The 19,146-nt window shown below is 71.8% G+C and carries 19 protein-coding genes; 10 read left to right on the top strand and 9 right to left on the bottom strand.

Annotation, left to right across the window (positions count from 1 at the left end):
• Positions 1-392: 392 nt before the first annotated feature.
• Positions 393-926 (bottom strand): TetR/AcrR family transcriptional regulator C-terminal domain-containing protein, encoded by a 534-nt coding sequence (locus tag ABD841_RS07785; protein WP_344969294.1) that lies wholly within the window; start codon positions 924-926, stop codon positions 393-395.
• Positions 927-1,264: 338 nt separating this feature from the next.
• A complete protein-coding gene (locus ABD841_RS07780) occupies positions 1,265-1,891 on the bottom strand; it encodes a TetR/AcrR family transcriptional regulator (RefSeq protein ID WP_344969292.1) in 627 nt (208 codons plus the stop codon).
• A 449-nt stretch (positions 1,892-2,340) separates the two neighbouring features.
• Between ABD841_RS07780 and ABD841_RS07775 the strand changes: the two genes are divergently transcribed.
• Complete coding sequence (locus ABD841_RS07775; protein WP_344969290.1) at positions 2,341-3,138, top strand: SGNH/GDSL hydrolase family protein; 798 nt, start codon at positions 2,341-2,343, stop codon at positions 3,136-3,138.
• A gap of 62 nt (positions 3,139-3,200) precedes the next feature.
• Here the strand turns inward: ABD841_RS07775 and ABD841_RS07770 are convergent, their stop codons facing one another.
• Positions 3,201-3,449 carry a hypothetical protein gene (locus ABD841_RS07770; protein ID WP_344969288.1) on the bottom strand — a complete coding sequence of 83 codons (249 nt, stop codon included), beginning with the start codon at positions 3,447-3,449 and terminating at the stop codon, positions 3,201-3,203.
• Positions 3,450-3,561: 112 nt separating this feature from the next.
• Here ABD841_RS07770 and ABD841_RS07765 point away from each other — a divergent pair, with 112 nt between their 5' ends.
• The 4 genes from ABD841_RS07765 (at position 3,562) to ABD841_RS07750 (ending at position 5,708) form a co-directional block, all read left to right on the top strand.
• On the top strand, positions 3,562-3,705 hold the full coding sequence (locus ABD841_RS07765) for a hypothetical protein (RefSeq protein ID WP_344969286.1): 144 nt from the start codon (positions 3,562-3,564) through the stop codon (positions 3,703-3,705).
• Between the two features lie 318 nt (positions 3,706-4,023).
• Entirely contained in the window at positions 4,024-4,221 is a 198-nt protein-coding gene (locus ABD841_RS07760; RefSeq protein ID WP_344969284.1) for a serine hydrolase domain-containing protein, read from the top strand.
• Positions 4,203-4,427 carry a hypothetical protein gene (locus ABD841_RS07755; RefSeq protein WP_344969282.1) on the top strand — a complete coding sequence of 75 codons (225 nt, stop codon included), beginning with the start codon at positions 4,203-4,205 and terminating at the stop codon, positions 4,425-4,427. Before ABD841_RS07760 ends, ABD841_RS07755 begins: the two co-directional genes overlap by 19 nt.
• Positions 4,428-5,708, top strand: coding sequence for a glycoside hydrolase family 1 protein (locus ABD841_RS07750; protein ID WP_344969280.1), 1,281 nt, complete (start codon positions 4,428-4,430; stop codon positions 5,706-5,708).
• A 356-nt stretch (positions 5,709-6,064) separates the two neighbouring features.
• Here the strand turns inward: ABD841_RS07750 and ABD841_RS07745 are convergent, their stop codons facing one another.
• The 6 genes from ABD841_RS07745 to ABD841_RS07720 are packed head-to-tail and all read right to left on the bottom strand — an operon-like array spanning position 6,065 to position 11,947.
• Entirely contained in the window at positions 6,065-7,000 is a 936-nt protein-coding gene (locus ABD841_RS07745) for a fumarylacetoacetate hydrolase family protein (protein WP_344969278.1), read from the bottom strand.
• 2 nt (positions 7,001-7,002) lie between these two features.
• Positions 7,003-7,935, bottom strand: coding sequence for a VOC family protein (locus ABD841_RS07740; protein ID WP_344969276.1), 933 nt, complete (start codon positions 7,933-7,935; stop codon positions 7,003-7,005).
• A 3-nt stretch (positions 7,936-7,938) separates the two neighbouring features.
• Positions 7,939-8,922 (bottom strand): amidohydrolase family protein, encoded by a 984-nt coding sequence (locus ABD841_RS07735; RefSeq protein ID WP_344969274.1) that lies wholly within the window; start codon positions 8,920-8,922, stop codon positions 7,939-7,941.
• Positions 8,919-10,031, bottom strand: coding sequence for an FAD-dependent monooxygenase (locus ABD841_RS07730; RefSeq protein ID WP_344969272.1), 1,113 nt, complete (start codon positions 10,029-10,031; stop codon positions 8,919-8,921). Before ABD841_RS07730 ends, ABD841_RS07735 begins: the two co-directional genes overlap by 4 nt.
• Positions 10,032-10,050: 19 nt before the next feature.
• On the bottom strand, positions 10,051-10,995 hold the full coding sequence (locus ABD841_RS07725; RefSeq protein WP_344969270.1) for a cyclase family protein: 945 nt from the start codon (positions 10,993-10,995) through the stop codon (positions 10,051-10,053).
• Entirely contained in the window at positions 10,985-11,947 is a 963-nt protein-coding gene (locus tag ABD841_RS07720) for a fumarylacetoacetate hydrolase family protein (RefSeq protein ID WP_344969268.1), read from the bottom strand. Before ABD841_RS07720 ends, ABD841_RS07725 begins: the two co-directional genes overlap by 11 nt.
• Positions 11,948-12,046: 99 nt before the next feature.
• On the opposite strand from ABD841_RS07720, the gene ABD841_RS07715 reads away from it, so the two are divergent.
• From ABD841_RS07715 to ABD841_RS07695, 5 genes are all read left to right on the top strand, one after another.
• A complete protein-coding gene (locus ABD841_RS07715; protein ID WP_344969266.1) occupies positions 12,047-12,961 on the top strand; it encodes a LysR family transcriptional regulator in 915 nt (304 codons plus the stop codon).
• A 626-nt stretch (positions 12,962-13,587) separates the two neighbouring features.
• Positions 13,588-14,739 (top strand): serine hydrolase domain-containing protein, encoded by a 1,152-nt coding sequence (locus ABD841_RS07710; RefSeq protein ID WP_344969265.1) that lies wholly within the window; start codon positions 13,588-13,590, stop codon positions 14,737-14,739.
• Positions 14,740-14,768: 29 nt separating this feature from the next.
• Positions 14,769-16,988, top strand: a complete 2,220-nt coding sequence (locus ABD841_RS07705) for a glycoside hydrolase family 3 C-terminal domain-containing protein (protein WP_344969263.1) — start codon at positions 14,769-14,771, stop codon at positions 16,986-16,988.
• A 22-nt stretch (positions 16,989-17,010) separates the two neighbouring features.
• Positions 17,011-17,961, top strand: coding sequence for an alpha/beta hydrolase fold domain-containing protein (locus ABD841_RS07700; RefSeq protein WP_344969261.1), 951 nt, complete (start codon positions 17,011-17,013; stop codon positions 17,959-17,961).
• Positions 17,958-19,118: a serine hydrolase domain-containing protein gene (locus ABD841_RS07695; RefSeq protein ID WP_344969259.1), complete on the top strand. Its 1,161-nt coding sequence runs from the start codon at positions 17,958-17,960 to the stop codon at positions 19,116-19,118. Before ABD841_RS07700 ends, ABD841_RS07695 begins: the two co-directional genes overlap by 4 nt.
• The last annotated feature ends 28 nt before the right edge of the window (positions 19,119-19,146 follow it).

Genomic DNA, 19,146 nt, shown 5'->3' with positions numbered 1-19,146 from the left:
AATCGCCTGTGAGCCTGATTCCGCGTAGCGACGCGACATTAGTCGGCACGGCTGTATCTTGCCTTCGTCCTTGGTTCGTGCGCGTCGCCTCAACGCTCATCGGCGGTAGGTACACGGCCGAGGAAGAAGTCGTCGAGGAGACACGCGGTGATGTGGCAGCGGTGGGCTCGAGGCCTGACCGCTTCATGACAGACGGTGAGGGTTCAGGAAGCGGGCGGTTCGGCTTTCGCGCAGGCAGCGTCGACGTCCGCAGTGGTGCCGGCGAACTTGTGCTCCTCCCACGCCGACCGGCCCGCCTTCACCTCGGCCGACTCGGCAGCGCCCCGGATACATCGGGCCGGCCACCAGCACCCACGACCCCGCACCACGCCGCGATCACGTCCGTCACCGCGTTATGAGACGTTCCCGGTTCTTGTCCGCTCCTGCGCGGCTGCCGTGTCCGGTGCGGACGACGTGCCGAGGCCACAGGGTGAAGGCGCTGCCCCACCGGGAGCGCAGGCACGGCTGGATGTCCCAGCCGGCTCGCTACGCGCGGTGGGCGCCGGATCGGCCTCGCTCACGAACGGCTCGCCCGACTCCCGGCAGTCGCAGTGTGGGTACCGGCCCGGCAAGGCGGCTTCGATGCCGGCCAGGACGAGGTCGATGCCGGCGAGAAACTGCTCCCGGTCGTCGTGTTCGGGCAGCTGCGCCGCCGTCCGGTGCACGAACGGATACCGCACAGGATCGAGCCGCGCCCACTGCGCGGCGGCCGCGTCCAGGAAGGCTACCCGATCAGTCCCCTGCGGGTGCATGCGGACGTTCGCGGCGTTCTGCCCGGCGACGCCGAGGATGTAGTTCACGAGCGCGGACGCGGAGACGAACCACGCTCGTTCCGGGACGCCGAGCGTCTGGAGCTGGCCGCCGATGCCTTCGAAGATCTGCGGCATCGCGGCCAGCCACGGCGCGCGGGAGAGCTGGGTGAACAGTGCTCCTCAGGGGCAGCACGAGGCAGAAGAACTGGACACCGGCACCTGCCCGATCGGCATCTCCCTCAGCCGGCAGTACGTGCGCTCGCTGCCGATCACACCCCACGAACCGTCACGTTCGAGAGCCTCTACCGGCCCTCGGACACCCGCCGAGTGACCTCACCCGGAATGTCCATGCAACGGGAGGAAACTCATCCCCCCGCGCCCGGATACGTCCACGGTCTCAGCCGACACGGTCACACCTGCCAGCAGGTGTCACTCCAACTTCAAGATCCACCATTATTGACCGTACAGACCCGTCACGGCGTCAGGGTCTCGAGGTCGAGGTTGTGGAAGGCGTTCTCGACGAAACGGGCCGCGAGGTGTTGGGCGGCGTTCAGGTCGCCGCCGCGGTCGATGGTGTGCTCGCAGACCTGGAGGGCGACGCCGACGCACGCGGCGGCGAGGGCGTCGGCGACGGATCCGAGGTCGGGCCCGAACGCCTCCTGGCGGCGCTTGATGAGGCTGGTGAGCTGCTCGATCACGCTGTTGACGACCTCCTGCCTCAGGGCCGCCGGCCGGTCGCCGGTCTTCTCGCCCCGGAAAAGCAGGTTGAAGCCTTCGGTGCGCTCGGCCGCGAAGCGGAAGAGCGGCTCCATGCCGACCTCGGCCAGTTCCGCGAGGGGCAGGCGGCTGCCTCTCTCGTAGGCATCGGCGACCCATCCCCGGAAGACCTCTGCCTCGCGTCGTACGACGTGCAGGTAGATCTGCTCCTTGTTGCCGAGCCGGGCGTAGAGGGTCGGCTTGGTCGTTCCGGCTCGCTTGGCGATGTCCGCGATCTGCGCGGCGGCGTATCCCTCGACATGGAAGACGGCTCGCGCCGCGTCGAGGAGGTCGTCCTCCTCGAAGCGGCGGCCGCTGAGACTGGTGTGTGTGCGTGCGGACACCGTGCAAGTCTACGAAGAACGGAGCTTTACCCAGGATAAAGGCATAGCGAATTCACGGAACGTCAACCGGGCTGGCGCCCGCCCGGGATGAGCGCCGGCGACTTCGACCTCGTCGTCGCGCCCGGCGACGGCAAGGGCTACTCCTACTTCGAGCGGGTCCACAGTGAGCTCGTCTGCGCGGACCTCACCGAGGACCACACCGACGTGACGGGGTACTACTCCCCCACTTCCCCCGGCGCCGGCCGCCGATCCGGTTCGAGGGCGACATGCCGGTCCTCGACTGGCATGACGAGTGGCGGATCGAGGACCACCACCGAGGATCAGCGGTGGACGGCGAACCGGACCTTGACCTCAAGTAAAGGTCGGTCTAGTTTTACTCCGCGTCAACCTCCGTCGTCGCGGTCGCATGACGCGAACGCGCACGCCCTCGTCCCCCCCTTGGAGGCACCATGCGGAGATTCGTCCGCTTACTCACCACCGCACTTCCCCTGCCGGCCGCCATCGGCCTGCTCGCCGCGCCCGCCCACGCCGCGGCCCCCGCCTACGACTCGACCACCCAGTACGTGGCGATGGGGGACTCCTTCTCCTCCGGTCTCGGCGCGCCGGGCGCCGGCCTCGACTGCGGCCGCAGCCCGCAGGGGTACCCCACGCTGTGGGCCCAGGCCCACGGCATCACCGCGTTCACCGACGTCACCTGTGGCGGCGCGGTGACCGATGACGTGCTGGCCGAGCAGATCTCGGGGCTGAACGCGGAGACCGACGTGGTCACCATCACCATCGGCGGGAACGACGCCGGCTGGGGAGGCCAGGTGTTGGCCTGCATGCAGTCCGGCGACACGGCCTGCACCAACGCGGTCAACGAGGCCGTGGCCGGTCTGCCCGCCATCGCGGCCAAGGTCGACACGACCTATGCCGCGATCCGCCGGGCGGCCCCGAACGCGACGGTCTACGTGCTCGGCTACCCGCTCCTGTTCGAGGAGACCGCCGGCTGCAGCGCCTGGGTCGTCCCCAACCAGTACCAGCGCAAGCAGCTCAACCGGTTCGGCCAAGCGCTCAACCAGAGTCTCGCTCAGAGCGCGGCGAAGTCCGGCTTCCAGTTCGTCGACGCCCAGTCGTTCTTCGCCGGGCACGCCGTCTGCTCCAGCCAGTCGTGGATCCACCCCGTTCTCAACCCCACTCCGCTCCACCCCAACGCCAACGGCTACCGGCTCGGTTACCTGGCCGCGCTCAACTCGGTCACCGGCTGATCCGTCATCCGCGCGGCGGGGCCGGGACGGAGCCGGGCCTCGCCGCGCCGCGGTTCCGACGCTCAGGGAGAGCCGGGATGACGCGGTCCGCCGAGCACCGCCTCGACTTCGCCGGGGACCGGTTCACGAAGGACATGGCACCGGTCGTCGGGGCGTTCGCGGCGAACATCGCGGATCCCGTCGCCGGAGGCGCCGCGCTCTCGGTGCGGCGCGACGGCGAGGAGACGACGAGGAGACGGCGAGGAGACGGCGAGCTGCTGCTGGACCTGGACGTCCCCGTCGCCTCCGTCCGGCCGAAGTTCGCCGCTCACGGCGAGGACCGCATCCCCGTCACGGACGTGCCGGCCCACCGCGCCGCGCAGCGAGGGCTCCGGCGCTGCCGGCACGGAGGCCGACGGCCCGTTCCACCGGTGGGGCGCCGACGTGCGGCTCGCCTCCGAGGCGCTGACCCGGCTCAGCCCAGCCTCGTTCGGGCACGACGGCACCCGCGGCGAGGGCGCCCCGACCGTCGATGATCCGCTGCTGCGCCTCCACGGCATGACGAACTCCACGCCTGGCGCCCGGTAGGCCGGCACCGGGCCCCGCCATGCCGGCCGCGGCCGGCGCGACCGCCGGAATCAGATCGGCGGAGCGTCATGCCCGCGGGACGCATGTATCGAGGCTGTTTCCGCAATGTGCTTAAAAACGTTTCAACAACCTCTTGCCCTCCGGCCCACCAGCGGCTAGGTTGCTCTTCCATGGCAACTGAGACGTATAAGTAACGTTCCGTGATCTCTGGTGCGGCATCCGTCCCGACGTCTGATCTGAAGCCTGCTTCGTCAGTCGTTCTCCGCCGCACAGCGGTGAGGCGCCGCCATCGCCTCCCGCGGCAAGCGGGCCGCCGAGATGGCGGGGTGGCGGCTGGAATGGCCGCCCGGAAGTCGCTGCGAATACCACGCCGCCTCGGCCCACTGGGTGCTGACGGAGGTGGCCCACCGGGTGACCGGCCAGGACTACCGGCAGGCGCTGCGCGCCCGGGTCCTCGACCCGCTGGGCCTGGACCGGTTATCGGCTGCCACCTGGCGGTGGACCGGGCCCTGCTGATCGACGTGCTGCCCGACCGGCACGGCGCCGCCGGGCGTGACCTCGGCCTGGGCGGCATGGGCTTCAGCCTCGGCGGGGCCATCGGTCCCGTCCTCGCCGGCCAGGTCGTCGGCCTGACCGGCGGTTACAGCATGGTCTGGGTGATGGCGGTCCTGGTCGCGCTGGTGGCGACCGTGGCGATCGTCCCGGCCAAGAAGGTCAAGTGAATGGAGAACCGCATGCCCGCCTTCCCCGACTCCTTCCTGTGGGGAGCCGCGACCTCGGGACACCAGGTCGAAGGCAACAACACCGGCAGCGACATCTGGGCGATGGAACACGTACCGAACGGCACCTTCGCCGAACCGTCCGGCGACGCCTGCGACAGCTACCACCGTTATCACGAGGACATCGACCTGCTGGCCGACGCGGGGCTCACCGCCTACCGCTTCAGCGTGGAATGGTCGCGCGTCGAGCCCGAGAAAGGCTGCTTCTCCCGCGCCGAGCTGGACCACTACCTGCGCATGGCCGCCGCGTGCCACGAACGCGGCCTCACTCCGGTCGTCACCCTCAACCACTTCACCGTGCCCGCCTGGTTCGCCCGCGACGGAGCCTGGAACCAGCCCGAGGCGCCCGAGCTGTTCGAACGCTACTGCCGCCGGGTCGTCGCCCACTTCGCCGGCGAAGTCACCTGGTGGGTCACCCTCAACGAGCCCAACGTGGGCGCGCTGCTGGCCGCGAGTGGCATCCTCGCCTACGGCGGACCGCAGGAGGCCGTCGGAGACGTGCGGGAAGACCCGGCCGAGGCGTTCGCCCGCCGCGTCGGCGGCGAGCCCGGCACCGCCACCGTCGCCCTGCCGGTCGTCACCCCGGACGGCATCGCGAACCTCTGCGAGGCGCACCGCCGCGCCCGCACCGCCGTCAAGGAGCTCCAGCCGAGGGCCCGCGTGGGCTGGTCCCTCACCATCCAGGACTTCCAGGCAGGCGAGGGCGGCGAGCAGAAAACCGCCGGGATGCTGCGCGTGCTGCAGGAGCCGTTCCTGGAGCTGTCCAAAGACGACGACTTCGTCGGCGTGCAAACGTACACCCGGATCGTCTTCGGCCCGAACGGTCCCCTCAGGGCCGCCCGCACCGAGCGCACCTTCCAGACCGGCTGGGAGTACTACCCGCAGGCCCTGGGAGCGGCCGTCCGCCTGGCGGCCGGCTTCACCGGCGTGCCCGTCCTGGTCACCGAGAACGGCATCGCCACCGCCGACGACGAACTCCGCGTCACCTACATCCGTGAGGCGCTCACCAGCCTGCGCGACGCCATCGCCGACGGCACCGACGTGCTGGGCTACCTGCACTGGACGCTGCTGGACAACTGGGAATGGCACGCGGGCCACGCCATGACGTTCGGCCTGGTCGCCGTGGACCGCGAAACCTTCGAACGCGCCCCGAAGCCGAGCCTGCGCTATCTGGGACGGGTGGCCACGACCAACGGAACCTGCCTGGGCACCGACCAGCCCTGATCACGCGCACCCGGCCCCGATGACCGCCAGGCATCGGCATCCACGGTGAGCGGGAGCTGCGCATCCTGCTGGGACTGCGTCGCCATGCCGGGTGGCGGGTCCGGCAGCCACCGCGCCGGCAAGCCGTTCGCCGCGACGACGTCTCGCGCGGCCGGGCGGCGAGGCCGGCCCACGAGGCGGCGTCGGTGACGTCGAGGCGGTGACCGGTGATGCCGCCGTCGCGGGCGGGTTCGGTGAGGTCGGTGGCGATGGCGTGGGCGCCTTCACGGGCCAGGGCAGCGGCCGCTGCCGCGCCCTGGCCGCCCGCCGCGCCGGTGACCACGACGATCTTGCCGCGCACGCGGTCCGTGTGTCTCCTAAGGACGATGCCGGGACCTGGGGCGGGCCTTGGGCAGCGGCACCGGCTGCGCGCCCGCGACGACGGTGTTCCGGGTGGAGCCGATGCCTTCGACGGTGATCTCGACCACGTCGCCGGGTTTCAGCGGGGGCGGGTCCTGCCTGCCGCGCAGACCCCAGAGTTCGGCGAGGCAGCCGCCGTTGCCGCAGGTGCCGGAGCCGAGCACGTCACCGGGACGGACCCGGGTGCCACGCGAGGCGTAGGCGACCAGCTCCTCGAACGGCCAGCCCATGTTGGACAGCAGGTCGCGGCCGACCTCCTTGCCGTTGACCGTGACGGTGAGCGCCAGGCGCAGGAAACCGTCGGCGTCCCGGTACGGTTCGAGCTCGTCGGCGGTGACCAGCCAGGGGCCGAGGGTGGTGGCCGTGTCCTTGCCCTTGCACGGGCCGAGGCCGACCTGCATCTCCCGGGACTGCAGGTCGCGGGCGGACCAGTCGTTGAAGATGGTGTAGCCGTAGATGTGGGCACGGGCCTGCCCGGGGGTGAGGTCGGCGCCCTCCTTGCCGATGACGGCGGCGACCTCCAGCTCGAAGTCGAAGGCGTGGCAGCCGGGCGGGATCGGCACGTCGTCGTGCGCGCCGACCATCGCGTGCGGGTTGCCGAAGTAGAAGGTGGGCGCGTCGTACCAGGCGTCGGGGACGCCGCTGCGGCCGTCCACGCTCTTGCGCACGCCCTCGACGTGCTCCTCGAAGGTGACGTAGTCGCGGACCGAGGGCGGCTCGACGGGGGGCAGCAGGCGTACCTCGGCCAGCGGGACGGCCGCCCCCGCGGACGGGAGCTCGCCGGCGCGGATCACGTCGAGCAGTTCGGTCCCGGGCGGGAAGGGCAGAACGGCGTCCCCATCGACGACGCCGCTGCCACGCCTGCCCTGGTGGATGAAGGTGGCGAGCCGCATGATCACACCGGCGGGGCGACGAACACGCCGCGGTCGACGTCGTTGAACGACTCCTTGGCGACCAGTTCGTTCATCGGGTTGGCGGTGCCCCACTGGTCGGTGACCTCCGGCTGGGAGAAGTCGTAGACGTGCGGGTGCCAGGCGTCCTCGTCCAGTTCCTCCAGCTCGGTGGTGTACTCGACGGTGTTGCCGTGCGGGTCCATGAAGTAGGAGAAGGTGTTGTCCCCGGCCAGGTGGCGACCCGGTCCCCAGATCATGCGCACGCCCGCGCGCAGCAGCCGGCCGGTGCCGTACATGTACTCGTCCAGGCCGCGCAGCTCGAAGCTGATGTGGTGCAGCGAGGCGTGCGGGCCGCGGGCGATGGCCATGCTGTGGTGCTGGGGGTTGCAGCGCATGAAGTGCATGACCTTGCCCATGTGCGGGTGGGCCAGGGTGTCCGACAGCGCGAAGCCCAGGTGGGTCTCGTACCAGGTGCGGGTGGCGTCGATGTCGGGGGCGTTGAGCACCACGTGCGACAGGCGCACCGGGACGGACTCCTTGGCCTCCAGCCTGCGGTGCTTGCGGACGGCGACGTCGGCGGAGACCTCGACGGTGCGGCCGTCGAGGTCGAAGAAGCGGAAGCCGTACCCGCCGCCCGGGGTGTCGAGCTTGCCGGGCTCGGAGATCAGCCGGACCTCGGCGGCGCGCAGCCGCTCGGCCAGGGCGTCCACGTCCTCCTGGGTGGCGGCGCCGAAGGAGACCAGGTCGAGCCGCTTCTCCCCGGCCTTGCGCAGCCGGATGATGTACTGCTCGGGTGAGCCTTCGGCGGCCAGGAAGCTGATGCCGGAGTCGTTGGCGACCTCGGTCAGGCCCCAGACGCCGGAGTAGAAGTCGCGCTGCCTGTCGTAGTCGGGCACGGCCAGGTCGACGTGCCGCAGGTGGGTGATGAGTCTCATCGGTCAGTCCTTCAGGTCGAAGAGCCGTACGGCGTTGCCGCCGCGGATGGGGGTGTCCGCGAGCCCGGCCGCGCGCAGGGCGGCGACGGGGTCGGGTTCGCCCATGTCGAAGGGGAAGTCGGAGCCGAGCAGTACGCGCTCCGGCCCGGCCACCCGGACCAGCTCGCGCAGCGCGGCCGGATCGTGGGTCAGGGAGTCGAAGTACAGGTCGCGCAGGTAGCTGCTCGGCTCGCGGGCGCAGGTGCGGGCGTCGGGTCTGACCCGCCAGCCGTGATCGGACCGGCCCAGGTAGTACGGCAGGTAGCCGCCGCCGTGCGCGGCCAGCAGCCGGAGCCCCGGATGCCGGTCGAGCACGCCGGCGAAGATCAGGTGCGACAGCGCGACCGCGTTCTCCACCGGCTGGCCGACGATGTTGGACAGGTACCGGCGGTCCAGGCGCTCGTCCAGCGTGCAGCCGAACGGGTGCAGGAACACCACCGCGCCCGTCTCGGCGGCATGCGCCCAGAACGGCTCGTAAGCGGGGTCGGACAGCTCGCGGCCGGGGGCGTGGGAGGAGATCTCCACGCCCTTCAGGCCGAGGGCGAGCGCGTCGTCGAGAGCGCCGGTCATCAGCGAGGGGTGCTGGAGCGGGACCAGGCCGAGCCCGTGCAGCCGGTCGGGGGCCCGCGCGACATGTTCGGCGACGCCTTCGGCGGCCAGGCGGCACACCTCGAGCGCGAGGGCGGGGTCGGCCCAGTAGTGGTAGTGGGACGGCGATGGGCTGACGATCTGCACGTCCACGCCCGCCTCGTCCATCGCCGCCAGGCGGTCGGCGATCCGCGTGAGCAGGCCGATCCGCTCGCCGATCATCGCGCCCGACACGGCGAGCGCGTCCGGGCCGTTGCGGCGGGCGTCCAGCTCCCGGTGCTCGGCGTGGCCGGGGTGCCCGGCCACCGCCTGGTCGATCGCGGGCAGCAGCACGTGCGCGTGCACGTCGACGGTGATCACGGGCGCTCCGTCACCATGCCGGCGATTCGCCCCATCAGTCCGGGCACGTCCGCGTCACGTACCCCGTCGAGCTGCCAGCGGGCCAGCTGCACCGACGCCTCGACCACGGCCTTGACCCGCTCGTACCGGCGGTCCATGAACGCGTCGAACAGGCCCTGGTCGAGCCGGTCGGCGGCGAGCAGCAGCTCGGCCAGGACGGCGGCGTCCTCCAGGCACTGGGCGGCGCCCTGGGCGAGGGTGGGCGGGCAGGCGTGCGCGGCGTCACCGATCAGCACCGTCCGGCCGCGGTTCCACGGCCGGTCCACCAGCAGCGACTCGAACCAGGTGTAGTTGATGCGGGCCGGGTCGGTGATGTCCTCGCGGATCTCGTCCCAGACCCCGCCGTAGCCCTCGGCCAGGGCCCGCATGTGCGCGACCTTGTCGCCGACGGCCTCGCGGGGACGGGCGTGCTCGACGAGGTAGGCGTACATGGTGTCGGGGCCGGTCGGGCAGTAGCCGGCGATGAAGCAGGGGCCGCCGTAGACGAGGTCGGTGCGCTCCACCTGCTTGGGACGGCGGGTGTGCAGGCGCCAGATGCCCATGCCGGTCGGCTCGGGGGCGACGTCGACGCCGATCAGGCCGCGGACCTTGGAGCGGATGCCGTCCGCCCCGACGACCAGGTCGTACGCGCCCGTGGTGCCGTCGGAGAAGGTCACCTCGCCGGCGTCCGTGAGCGCGTCCACGGTGAGGTCGAAGCGCAGGCGGGCGCCGTTCTCGCGGACGGCCTTGATGAGGATGGCCGTCAGCTCGGGGCGGTTCATGCCGAGTGTGGCGGGCAGGTCGGGGCCGCCGGTGCGGGCGTCGGGAAGCTCGGCGAGCAGGCCGCCGCCGGGCGTGCGCAGCCCGAGCGAGTCGAACGCGAACCCGGCCGCGCTCACCTGCTTCCACACGCCGAGGTCGCGCAGCACCCGCAGCGCGTTGCCCTGCAGCGTGATGCCGGAGCCGAGCGTGGCCGGGCCTGCCTCGATTTCCGCGACGTCCACGGCGACGCCGGCGCGGGCGAGCAGGATCGCCAGGGCCGAGCCGGCGGTGCCGCCGCCGACGATCAGGACGTTTTCTACTGCCGGCATGCGGGCCTCACTTGGTGGTCTATTTGATCGCGAGGGGGTTGACGGGGGATCCGACCGCGCCGGTGACGGGCAGCGGCGCGGCGATGAGCAAGAACTCGTACACGCCGTCGGCGGCGCAGTCGGCGGCCAGGGCGTCCAGGTCCCACATCTCGCCGATGAGCAGACCGAGGTGTGGGATGACGACCTGATGGAGTGGCTGGAAGGCGTCCTCGAACTCGTTGGGACGCACTTCGAAGCCCCACGTGTCGGTGGCGATGGCGGCGATCTCGGTGCGGTGCAGCCAGCCGGCCGTCCAGAACGACAGGCCGGGCGCGGGGCCGCCCGCGTAGTCGCCCCAGCCCTCGCGCCGGGCCCGGGTGAGCCTGCCGGTGCGCACGCACAGCAGGTCGCCGCGGCCGACCGTGACGCCGTGCGCCTCGGCGGTGGCCGTCAGGTGCTCCTCGGTGATGGCGAAGCCGTCCGGCAGCTCGCCGTCGCCGATCACCCTGCCGACGTCCAGCAGCACGCCGCGCCCGGCCACCGGGGCGGCGAGGTGCTCGATGCCGGTTACCTGGTCGCCCTCGCTGGTGACGACCTTGTCGGCGGGGCGGCCGTTCCACGCCCGGCCGTGGTCGAAGATGTGGCCCAGGCCGTCCCACTGGGTGGAGCACTGCAGCGGCATGGCGATCACGTCGTCGGCGCCGCCGATCCCGTGCGGGAAGCCCTGGTCGCCGTGGACGGCGTCGAGGCCGGTGTCGAGCATGGTGTGGACGGGGTTGGTGCGGCGCCGCCAGCCCTTCTGCGGGCCGTCGGCGTCGAAGCGCTGCGACAGCGAGAACGTCTCACCCCGCCGCACCAGCGCGGCGGCCGTCCGGCGCTTGGCGGCGTCGATGAAGTTGACGGTGCCCAGCACGTCGTCCTCGCCCCAGCGGCCCCAGTTGGAGTACTTCGCCGCGGCCTCGGCGACGGCCTGCTCAACGTTCATCGACGCACCTGTTCCGCTGCGTGCCCAGGCCGGTGATCGTGCCCTCCATGACGTCGCCGTCCCGCAGCAGCCGTCCCCAGTGCAGGCCGTTGCCCGCCGGGCTGCCGGTCAGCACCAGGTCGCCGGGAAGCAGCTCGACGGTCTGCGAGACGTAGGAGACCAGCCGGGCGACGTCGAAGATCATGTCCTTGGTGGACTCGTCCTGCATGACCTCGCCGTTGAGCCGCAGTGTCACCTGCAGATCGCCGGGGTCGGTGATGAACGCCGCCGGGACCAGGTACGGCCCGAGCGGGGTGAAGGTGGGCGCGTTCTTGGCCCGGAGCCAGTCGGCGCCGATCTCCGGCATGTCACGCCGGAACACCAGCTCGCGGGCGGTGACGTCGTTGGCGATGGTGTACGCGGCGACGTGGCCGAGCGCCTCCTCGGGGCCGACGCGGAAGGCCGGGCGGCCGATCACCGCGGCCAGTTCCAGCTCCCAGTCCGGCTTCGTGCACCACGACGGGATGACCACGTCGTCGTACGGGCCGGTGACAGAGGACGGCAGGCCGATGAACACGTACGGCTGGTCCTCGGCCGCGCGCCGGTCCATCATCGCCGCGACCTCGGCCCGCACCTGCTCGGCCGGCCGGCCGCCCGCGGGCTCGTGCGCCACGGCCAGGTCGATGACGTGGGTGCGGTAGTTGGCGCCGGACTGGAAGATCTGCCGGGGCTCGACGGGCGCGTGCACGCGCAGCTCCGCCAGCGGCCGCCACTCCCCCGCCGCCGCCGTCGCGGCCTCGTGCAGCAGCGGCAGGACGTCGTCCCAGCGCTCCAGCAGCCCGCGCACGGTGGACGCGTGAAGGCTGAGGTCGAGGACCTGGTCGCCGACGATCAGGCCGGGGAAGGCGGGGCCGGTTCCGGATGAGAAGGTGCCGAGCGCGAACGTACCGGCGAGAGACGGGGATGTTTCCACGAGGTTTCCTCCGAGTGCGGTGCCCTTAACCTTGAACCATCCGAAGCGATCTGGGAAATCGATTCTCTGGATCGCTACCATCCACCGGATGGATGCTTCATGAACCTCGCCAGCCTGGACCTCAACCTCCTCGTCGCCCTGCGCGCCCTCCTGGAGGAGCGCAACGTCACCAAGGCGGGCCTGCGCGTCGGGCTGAGCCAGCCCGCGATGAGCGCCGCCCTGGCCCGGCTGCGCCACCACTTCTCCGACGAGCTGCTGGTGCGGCAGGGCAACCGCTACGAGCTGACCCCGCTGGGCACCGCCCTGCGCGCGCCGGCCGCCAACGCCTCCGCGATGCTGGAGCGGCTGTTCGCCAGCCGCGCCGACTTCCAGCCGGCCACCGAGCGGCACGAGTTCACCCTGCTCTCCTCCGACTACGGCATCGCGGTCTTCGGCGTCCGGCTGGCCCGCGTCCTGCACGGGGAGGCGCCCGGCGTCCGGCTGCACTTCCGGCACGTGACACCCGAGATCGTGGAGAACGCCGATGCGGCGCTCAGCGGCGTGGACGGCATGCTCATGCCGCACGGCGTCATCAGCGACCTGCCGTCGGTGGAGCTGTACCGCGACGAGTGGGTCTGCATCGTCGCCGACGACCATCCCGAGGTGGGCGAGCGCATCACCATGGACGACCTGGCCCGCCTGCCCTGGGTGATCTACCAGCGGCCCTTCGACGCGCCCGTCACCCGCCAGCTCACCATGCTCGGCCTGGACCCGCACGTGGAGGTGTCCGTGCAGAGCTTCCAGCTCCTGCCCAGCCTCGTGGCCGGCACCCGGCGGGTGGCACTGATCCAGCGGCGGCTGGCCGACCTGCTGCGCGACGTGGCCCCGGTGCGCGCGCTGCCCTGCCCGTTCGAGGCGGTGACGCTGCGGGAGGACATGTGGTGGCATCCGGTGCACACCCACGACGCCGCCCACGCCTGGCTGCGCGAGACGGCCGTCCGGGTGGCCGGGGAGTTGGCGGGCGGGGAGGCTTGACGCGTACGGGCTCGGTGAGGATCGGGGAGGCCTTTGCCGTCGCCTCGGGTGACATGCTCTGTGGCGTACTGAACGCGGGGCCCGGTCTCCTCCCGGGAACGGGTGGTCGGCGGGTGAGTCCGGCTGGAAGACTGCCCGCCCAAGCACCGGTGGACGTCATGCCCGCGGACCGCATGTATCGCGGTCGTTTCCGGAATGTACCTAAAAACGTTTCAACAACCTCTTGTCCTCTGACTCACCAGCGGTTAAGTTGCTCCCCCAGAGGCACTGAGACGTATAAGTAATGATGTGTATACCTGTACGGCCGTCTGTGCCGATCGCCCGGTCTGATGCTTCCTTCGTCACGAGAGGCCTTCATGTATCACCGCTGGACGGCGCAGGTCTTCACTGCCGCCCACGACGCGTCACCTGGCCGTGCACGCCGGTCAGTCGTCCGGCGGCACCACTGCGCGCCGAGTTCGCCGTACGTGGCCCGGCGGTGCGTCGACCTGGCGTTGTCGACGACTCGCACTGGCGACTCGTGCGCGTACAAGTCCTCCAGGTGCACAGCGGTGAAGCGCAGCCCTCGGCCGTGCCCTGTCAGTGCGGGCCGCCGCCCCCGGCAACCATTGAGGAGACGTGAGCCGATGAGCTTGACCAGCCGGCCTCTGACGGTGATGCGCGACCACATCCGGAAGGCGGTCGATGACGGCGTCTGGCCGGCCGTGCAGTTCGCCGTCGCCCGGCACGGCGAGATCGTGGCGTTCGAGTCGTTCGGTGACGCCCGTGACGGCGACCGGTTCTGCCTGTTCTCGGCCACCAAGCCGATCGTGGCCTCGCTGGTGTGGCAGCTGCTCGGTGAGGGCCTGATCGGCCTGGAGACCCGGGTGGCCGAGGTGTGGCCCGGGTTCGGCGCGCACGGCAAGGACGTGGTCACCCTCGAACAGGTGCTGCTGCACACCTGCGGCTTCCCGACCGCCGCCATCTCCCGCGACGCCATCGCCGCCCGCGAGGAGCGGGCCGCCGAGATGGAAGGGTGGCGGCTGGAATGGCCGCCCGGGAGTCGCTACGAATACCACGCCACCTCGGCCCACTGGGTGCTGACGGAGGTGGCCCACCGGGTGACCGGCCGGGACTACCGGCAGGCGCTGCGCGCCCGGGTGCTCGACCCGCTGGGCCTGGACCGGCTGGAGCTGGGCGTGCCGGTGGACCGGCAGAAGGACCTCAAGCGGGTCACCGCGACCGGGACCCGCTCGGTGGAGGTGCTGGAGGCGCTGTTCGGCCAACCGGTCGATGAGACCGCCCTGGACGCCGACTCGGCGGGGACGCTGGCCGTCGCCAACGACCCGGAGCTGGTGGCGGTGGGCGTGCCGGGCGCCAACGCGTTCTCCGACGCGGCCAGTGTGGCCCTGTTCTACCAGGAACTGCTGCGCAACACCGCGGGGCTGTGGCGGCCGGACGTGCTGGCGACGGCCACGGGCGAGATCCGCAACACCTTCCCCGACCCCATCCGCATGGGAGCCGGCGCCAACCGGAGCATCGGCCTGATCATCGCCGGACCCGACGACGGCGCGGCGCTGAAGATCCCCTCGCTCGGCATCGAGGTGCCGCTCCGGCCGTTCGGCGGCCGGGTATCGCCTCGCGCGTTCGGCCACGGCGGGGCGGGCGGGCAGTCCGCCTGGGCGGACCCGGCGACCGGCCTGTCGTTCTGCCTGCTCGTCAACGGGATGGACCGCGACCTGCTGGGTGACCACGAGCGGCACACCGCCATCGAATCGCAGGCGGCGGAGTGGGCGTGACGGCCGGCACCTCACCGAAGGGAATCGACATGACGTCTGACCAGCTCGCGAACCTCAGCCTCGCCGAACAGGCCTCCCTCACCTCGGGCGGCACGGCCTGGACCACCAAGGCGGTCCGCGACGTCGTCCGGGCGCTGCGCCTGTCGGACGGCCCGCACGGGCTGCGGCGCCCGCAGGACGGGTCGCTGCTGTCCGCCAGCGTGCCCGCCACCTGCTTCCCGCCCGCCGTCACGTCCGGATCGACCTGGGATCCCGAGCTGGTCCGCCGCATCGGCGCCGCCGTGGCCCGGGAGGCCTCGGCCCTCGGTGTGGACGTGGTCCTGGGTCCCGGGATCAACATCAAGCGCAGCCCGCTGTGCGGACGCAACTTCGAGTACTTCTCCGAGGATCCGCACGTCAGCGCCGTCATGGGGGCCGCCCTGGTGGACGGCGTCCAATCCCTGGGCATCGGCGCCTGCGTCAAGCACTTCGCCGTGAACAACCAGGAGACCGACCGGATGCGCGTCAGCGCGGACGTCGACGAACGCACGCTGCGCGAGCTGTACCTGCCCGCCTTCGAGCACATCGTGCGCGAGACCCGGCCGTACACGGTGATGGCCGCCTACAACCGGATCAACGGCGTGTACGCGAGCGAGAACCGGTGGCTGCTGACGCAGGTGCTGCGGCAGGAGTGGGGCTTCGACGGCCTGGTGATGTCCGACTGGGGCGCGGTCAACGACCGGGTCGCCGCGCTCGCGGCCGGTCTCGATCTGCAGATGCCGCCGGACGGCACCGACCGCCAGGTGACGGCGGCGGTCGAGGAAGGCCGCCTGGACCGGGCGGCCGTCACCGCCGCCGCCGCGCGCGTACTCCGGCTGCAGGAACGCGTGGACCGCGCGCGGCGCTTCGACGACTGGGACGTCGACGCCCACCACGAGCTGGCCCGCGAGGCGGCCCGCGCGGGCGCGATCCTGCTGAAGAACGACGACGGCCTGCTGCCCATCGACCCGGCGGCGCGGCTCAAGGTCGCGGTCGTCGGCGAGTTCGCCCGTACCCCGCGCTACCAGGGCCACGGCAGCTCCCGCGTGACGCCCACCCGGCTGGACAACGCCTGGGACGCGCTGCGGCGGGCGGCCGGCCCGGAGCTGGAGCTGACCTTCTCCCCCGGCTTCGCCCTGACCGGCCCGCCGGATGCCCGGCTGGCGGAGGAGGCCGTGGCCCACGCCGCCGAGGCGGACGTCGTGCTGCTCTTCCTGGGTCTTCCGGAGGAGTCGGAGACCGAGGGACAGGACCGCACCGACATCGACCTGCCCCGCTGCCAGGTGGAGCTGCTGCGCTCGGTGGCCGCCGCCTGCCGCAAGGTCGCGGTCGTGCTGGCCAACGGCGCGGTGGTCTCGGTCAGCGAATGGCAGGACGACGCGCAGGCCGTGCTGGAAGGCTGGCTCGGCGGCCAGGCCGGCGGTGCCGCACTGGCCGACCTGCTGTTCGGCGCCCACAGCCCGTCGGGCAAGCTGACCGAGTCGATCCCGCTCCGGCTCCAGGACGTGCCCTCGTACCTGCACTTCCCCGGACAGGACGGCCACACGGTGCACGGCGAGGGCCGCTACGTCGGCTACCGGTACTACGACACGCTCGATGTGCCGGTGGCCTACCCGTTCGGTCACGGGCTAAGCTACACGACCTTCTCCTACGGCGACCTGCAGGTGGAGCAGACCGGCGAGAACGCCTGGACGATCCGCGCCACCGTCACCAACACCGGCTCCCGCCACGGCGAGGAGGTCGTCCAACTCTACGTCGCCTTCGACGAGCCGCACCCCACCCGGCCCCGGCACGAGCTGCGCGGCTTCGCCAAACTGGCGCTGGAGCCCGGCGCCTCGGCGCGGGCGGAGTTCCGGCTCACCGGCCGCGACCTGGCCTGGTACTCCACCAAGCGGGGCGGCTGGCGCATCGACCCCGGTACGTTCACCGTCGAGGTGGGCGCTTCCTCCCGTGACATCCGGCTGCGGGGCGAGCTGTCCACGCCGGGCGACGGCATCGCCGACGAGCTGACCGGCGCGTCCTCGCTCGGTGAATGGCTCGACCATCCGGTCGGCGGCAAGCTGCTCAGGGAACGGCTCACCGCGCACCCCGGCGCCGTCAAGCTCGACGACGTCGACCCCCTGGTGCTGTCCGCCGTCGCCCAGATCCCGCTCGCCAAGTTCACCGGGCCCGTCCTCGGGCTCACCGCGGAAGCCATCACCGCACTCGCCGCCGCCGCGCAGGCTCGCTGAAGCACGTCCGGAAGGGATCGCCATGAGCACCGTCCACAACCACGAGTTCCACCCGGATCTCGCCGTCCGGCTCCAGCACTTCGCCGCGAAGGAGCTCGGCATGGAGGCGTTCGAGACGCTGGGCGTGCCCTTCGGCCCGCCCGAGACGTGGGACCTGAAGATCGAGGATCGCGAGATCGAGGGGCCCGGAGGCCCGCTCCGGCTGCGGATCTACCGCCCGATGGGCAGCGTGGACGATCGGCCGGCCCTGGTGTGGCTGCACGGCGGCGCCTGGGTCGGCGGCGACCTGGACATGCCGGAGGCCCACGAGACCGGCCGGGGCGTCGCCGGCCGGGCGGACGCGGTCGTCGTCTCCGTCGAGTACCGCCTGTGCAACGAGGAGGTGCACTTCCCCGCCCCCGTGGACGACGTCGTGACGGCCTACCGCTGGGTGCGGGAGCACGCCGCGGAGCTCGGCGTCGACGCGGCCCGCGTCGCGCTCGGAGGAGCCAGCGCCGGCGGGAACCTGGCCGCCGGAGCGGCGCTGCGGCTGCGTGACGAAGGCGAGACACCCTGGCAGGCGCTGCTGCTCTACCCGCTGGTGCACGCTCCGCTGCCCGAGCCCTCGGCCGAGCTGGCCGCCGCCCTGGCCAAGCTGCCCGCCGGGCTGAGCTTCCCCGACCATCTCATGGAGCAGGTGTTCGCCATCTACCTGGGCGGCGCCGCGGTCGAGACGGCCTCGCCGTACGCGTTCCCGGGCCACGCCGGGGACCTGCGCGGCTTCCCGCCCACCTACATCGACAACGACGAGTTCGACAGCCTGCGCGGCAGCGGTGAACTCTTCGCCGATCAGCTCCGCGCCGCCGGCGTGGAGGTCGAGCAGGTCACCTCGCCCGGAGTACTGCACGGCCACCTCAACCTCGTCGGTCTCGACATCGCGCACGCCACCCTCGACCGCATGGCCGCCCGCCTGCGCCAGGAAGGCATCCAGTGAGTGAGGTCAGGGGTACCTTCGACGCGCGGTTCGAGCCGGTGGCGGCGGCCTTCGCCGAGACGGTGACCGAGCCGGAGGCGGGTGGTGCGGCGCTGTCGGTGTGGCATGACGGCGTCGAGGTGGTCAACGTGTGGCGCGGCACCGCCGACGCCCGCAGCGGCCGGGCGTGGGACGAGCGGACGATGGCCGTGTTGTTCTCGTCGACGAAGGGGCTGGCGGCCCTGGTCGTCGCCTGCCTGGCGGAGCGGGGCAGGATCGACCTGGAAGCGCCGGTGGCGCGGTACTGGCCGGAGTTCGGCGCGCACGGCAAGGACACGCTCACGGTCGGGGATCTGCTGGCGCACCGCGCCGGCCTGATCGCGCCTGACGTGGATCTCGAGCTGGACGAGGTGCTGGACAGCCACTGGTTCGCGGCCCTGCTGGCCGCGCAGAAGCCTCGGTGGACGCCCGGCGAAACCCACATGTACCACGCGATCACCTGGGGCCCGCTGGTTCGTGAGGTGGTGGTGCGGGCGACCGGGCGGGAGCTCCCCGAGCTGTTCCAGGAGTTGATCTCGGGCCCTCCGGTCGATGTGACGTTGCGGGCGACGGACGCCGAGATCGCCCGGGTCGCGCGTCTCTCCCCCTCGCCGGCGTACGAGGCGCAGAGCCGCATGCTGGCGGAGATGCTGACCGACGAGGCCGGCAGGCGGTTCCTCACGACCGGCGGCGCCTTTCCGATGGGGTTCATCACGGAGGACGGCGGCTTCAACGATCCGCGGGTGCAGAAGGCCGGCCTGGTGAGTGGCGGCGGCCTGGGGACGGCGTCCGCGCTCGCGCGGACCTGGTCCTCGGCGGTGACCCCCACGCGTGGGCGGCGTGTGCTGTCCGAGCACGGCGCCGCCCTGCTCACCCGTGAGCGCAGCAGCGGGCCCGGCCTCATGGACGCGGGCAGCCCCGGGCCGTTCCACCGTTGGGGCGCCGGCGTGCAGTTGTCGTCCGAGGCCCTTGGGTGGCTCTCCGACGCGTCGTTCGGCCACGACGGGGCGGGCGGCCAGGCCGGATTCGCCGATCCCGGCTACCGCGTCGGCTTCGGCTACCTCACCAACCGCATGCAGGCCGCAAGCAACGTCCCGCAGATCGTCTCCGCGCTCAAAGCGGTACTCGACGCGGCGTAGCGCGCCGCGCGCAACGAAAGGAAACACC

Source organism: Streptosporangium fragile, assembly GCF_039534445.1.
Taxonomy (GTDB): domain Bacteria; phylum Actinomycetota; class Actinomycetes; order Streptosporangiales; family Streptosporangiaceae; genus Streptosporangium; species Streptosporangium fragile.
Note: the sequence above shows the minus strand (reverse complement) of the source record. Positions and strands in the feature narration are given on the sequence as shown.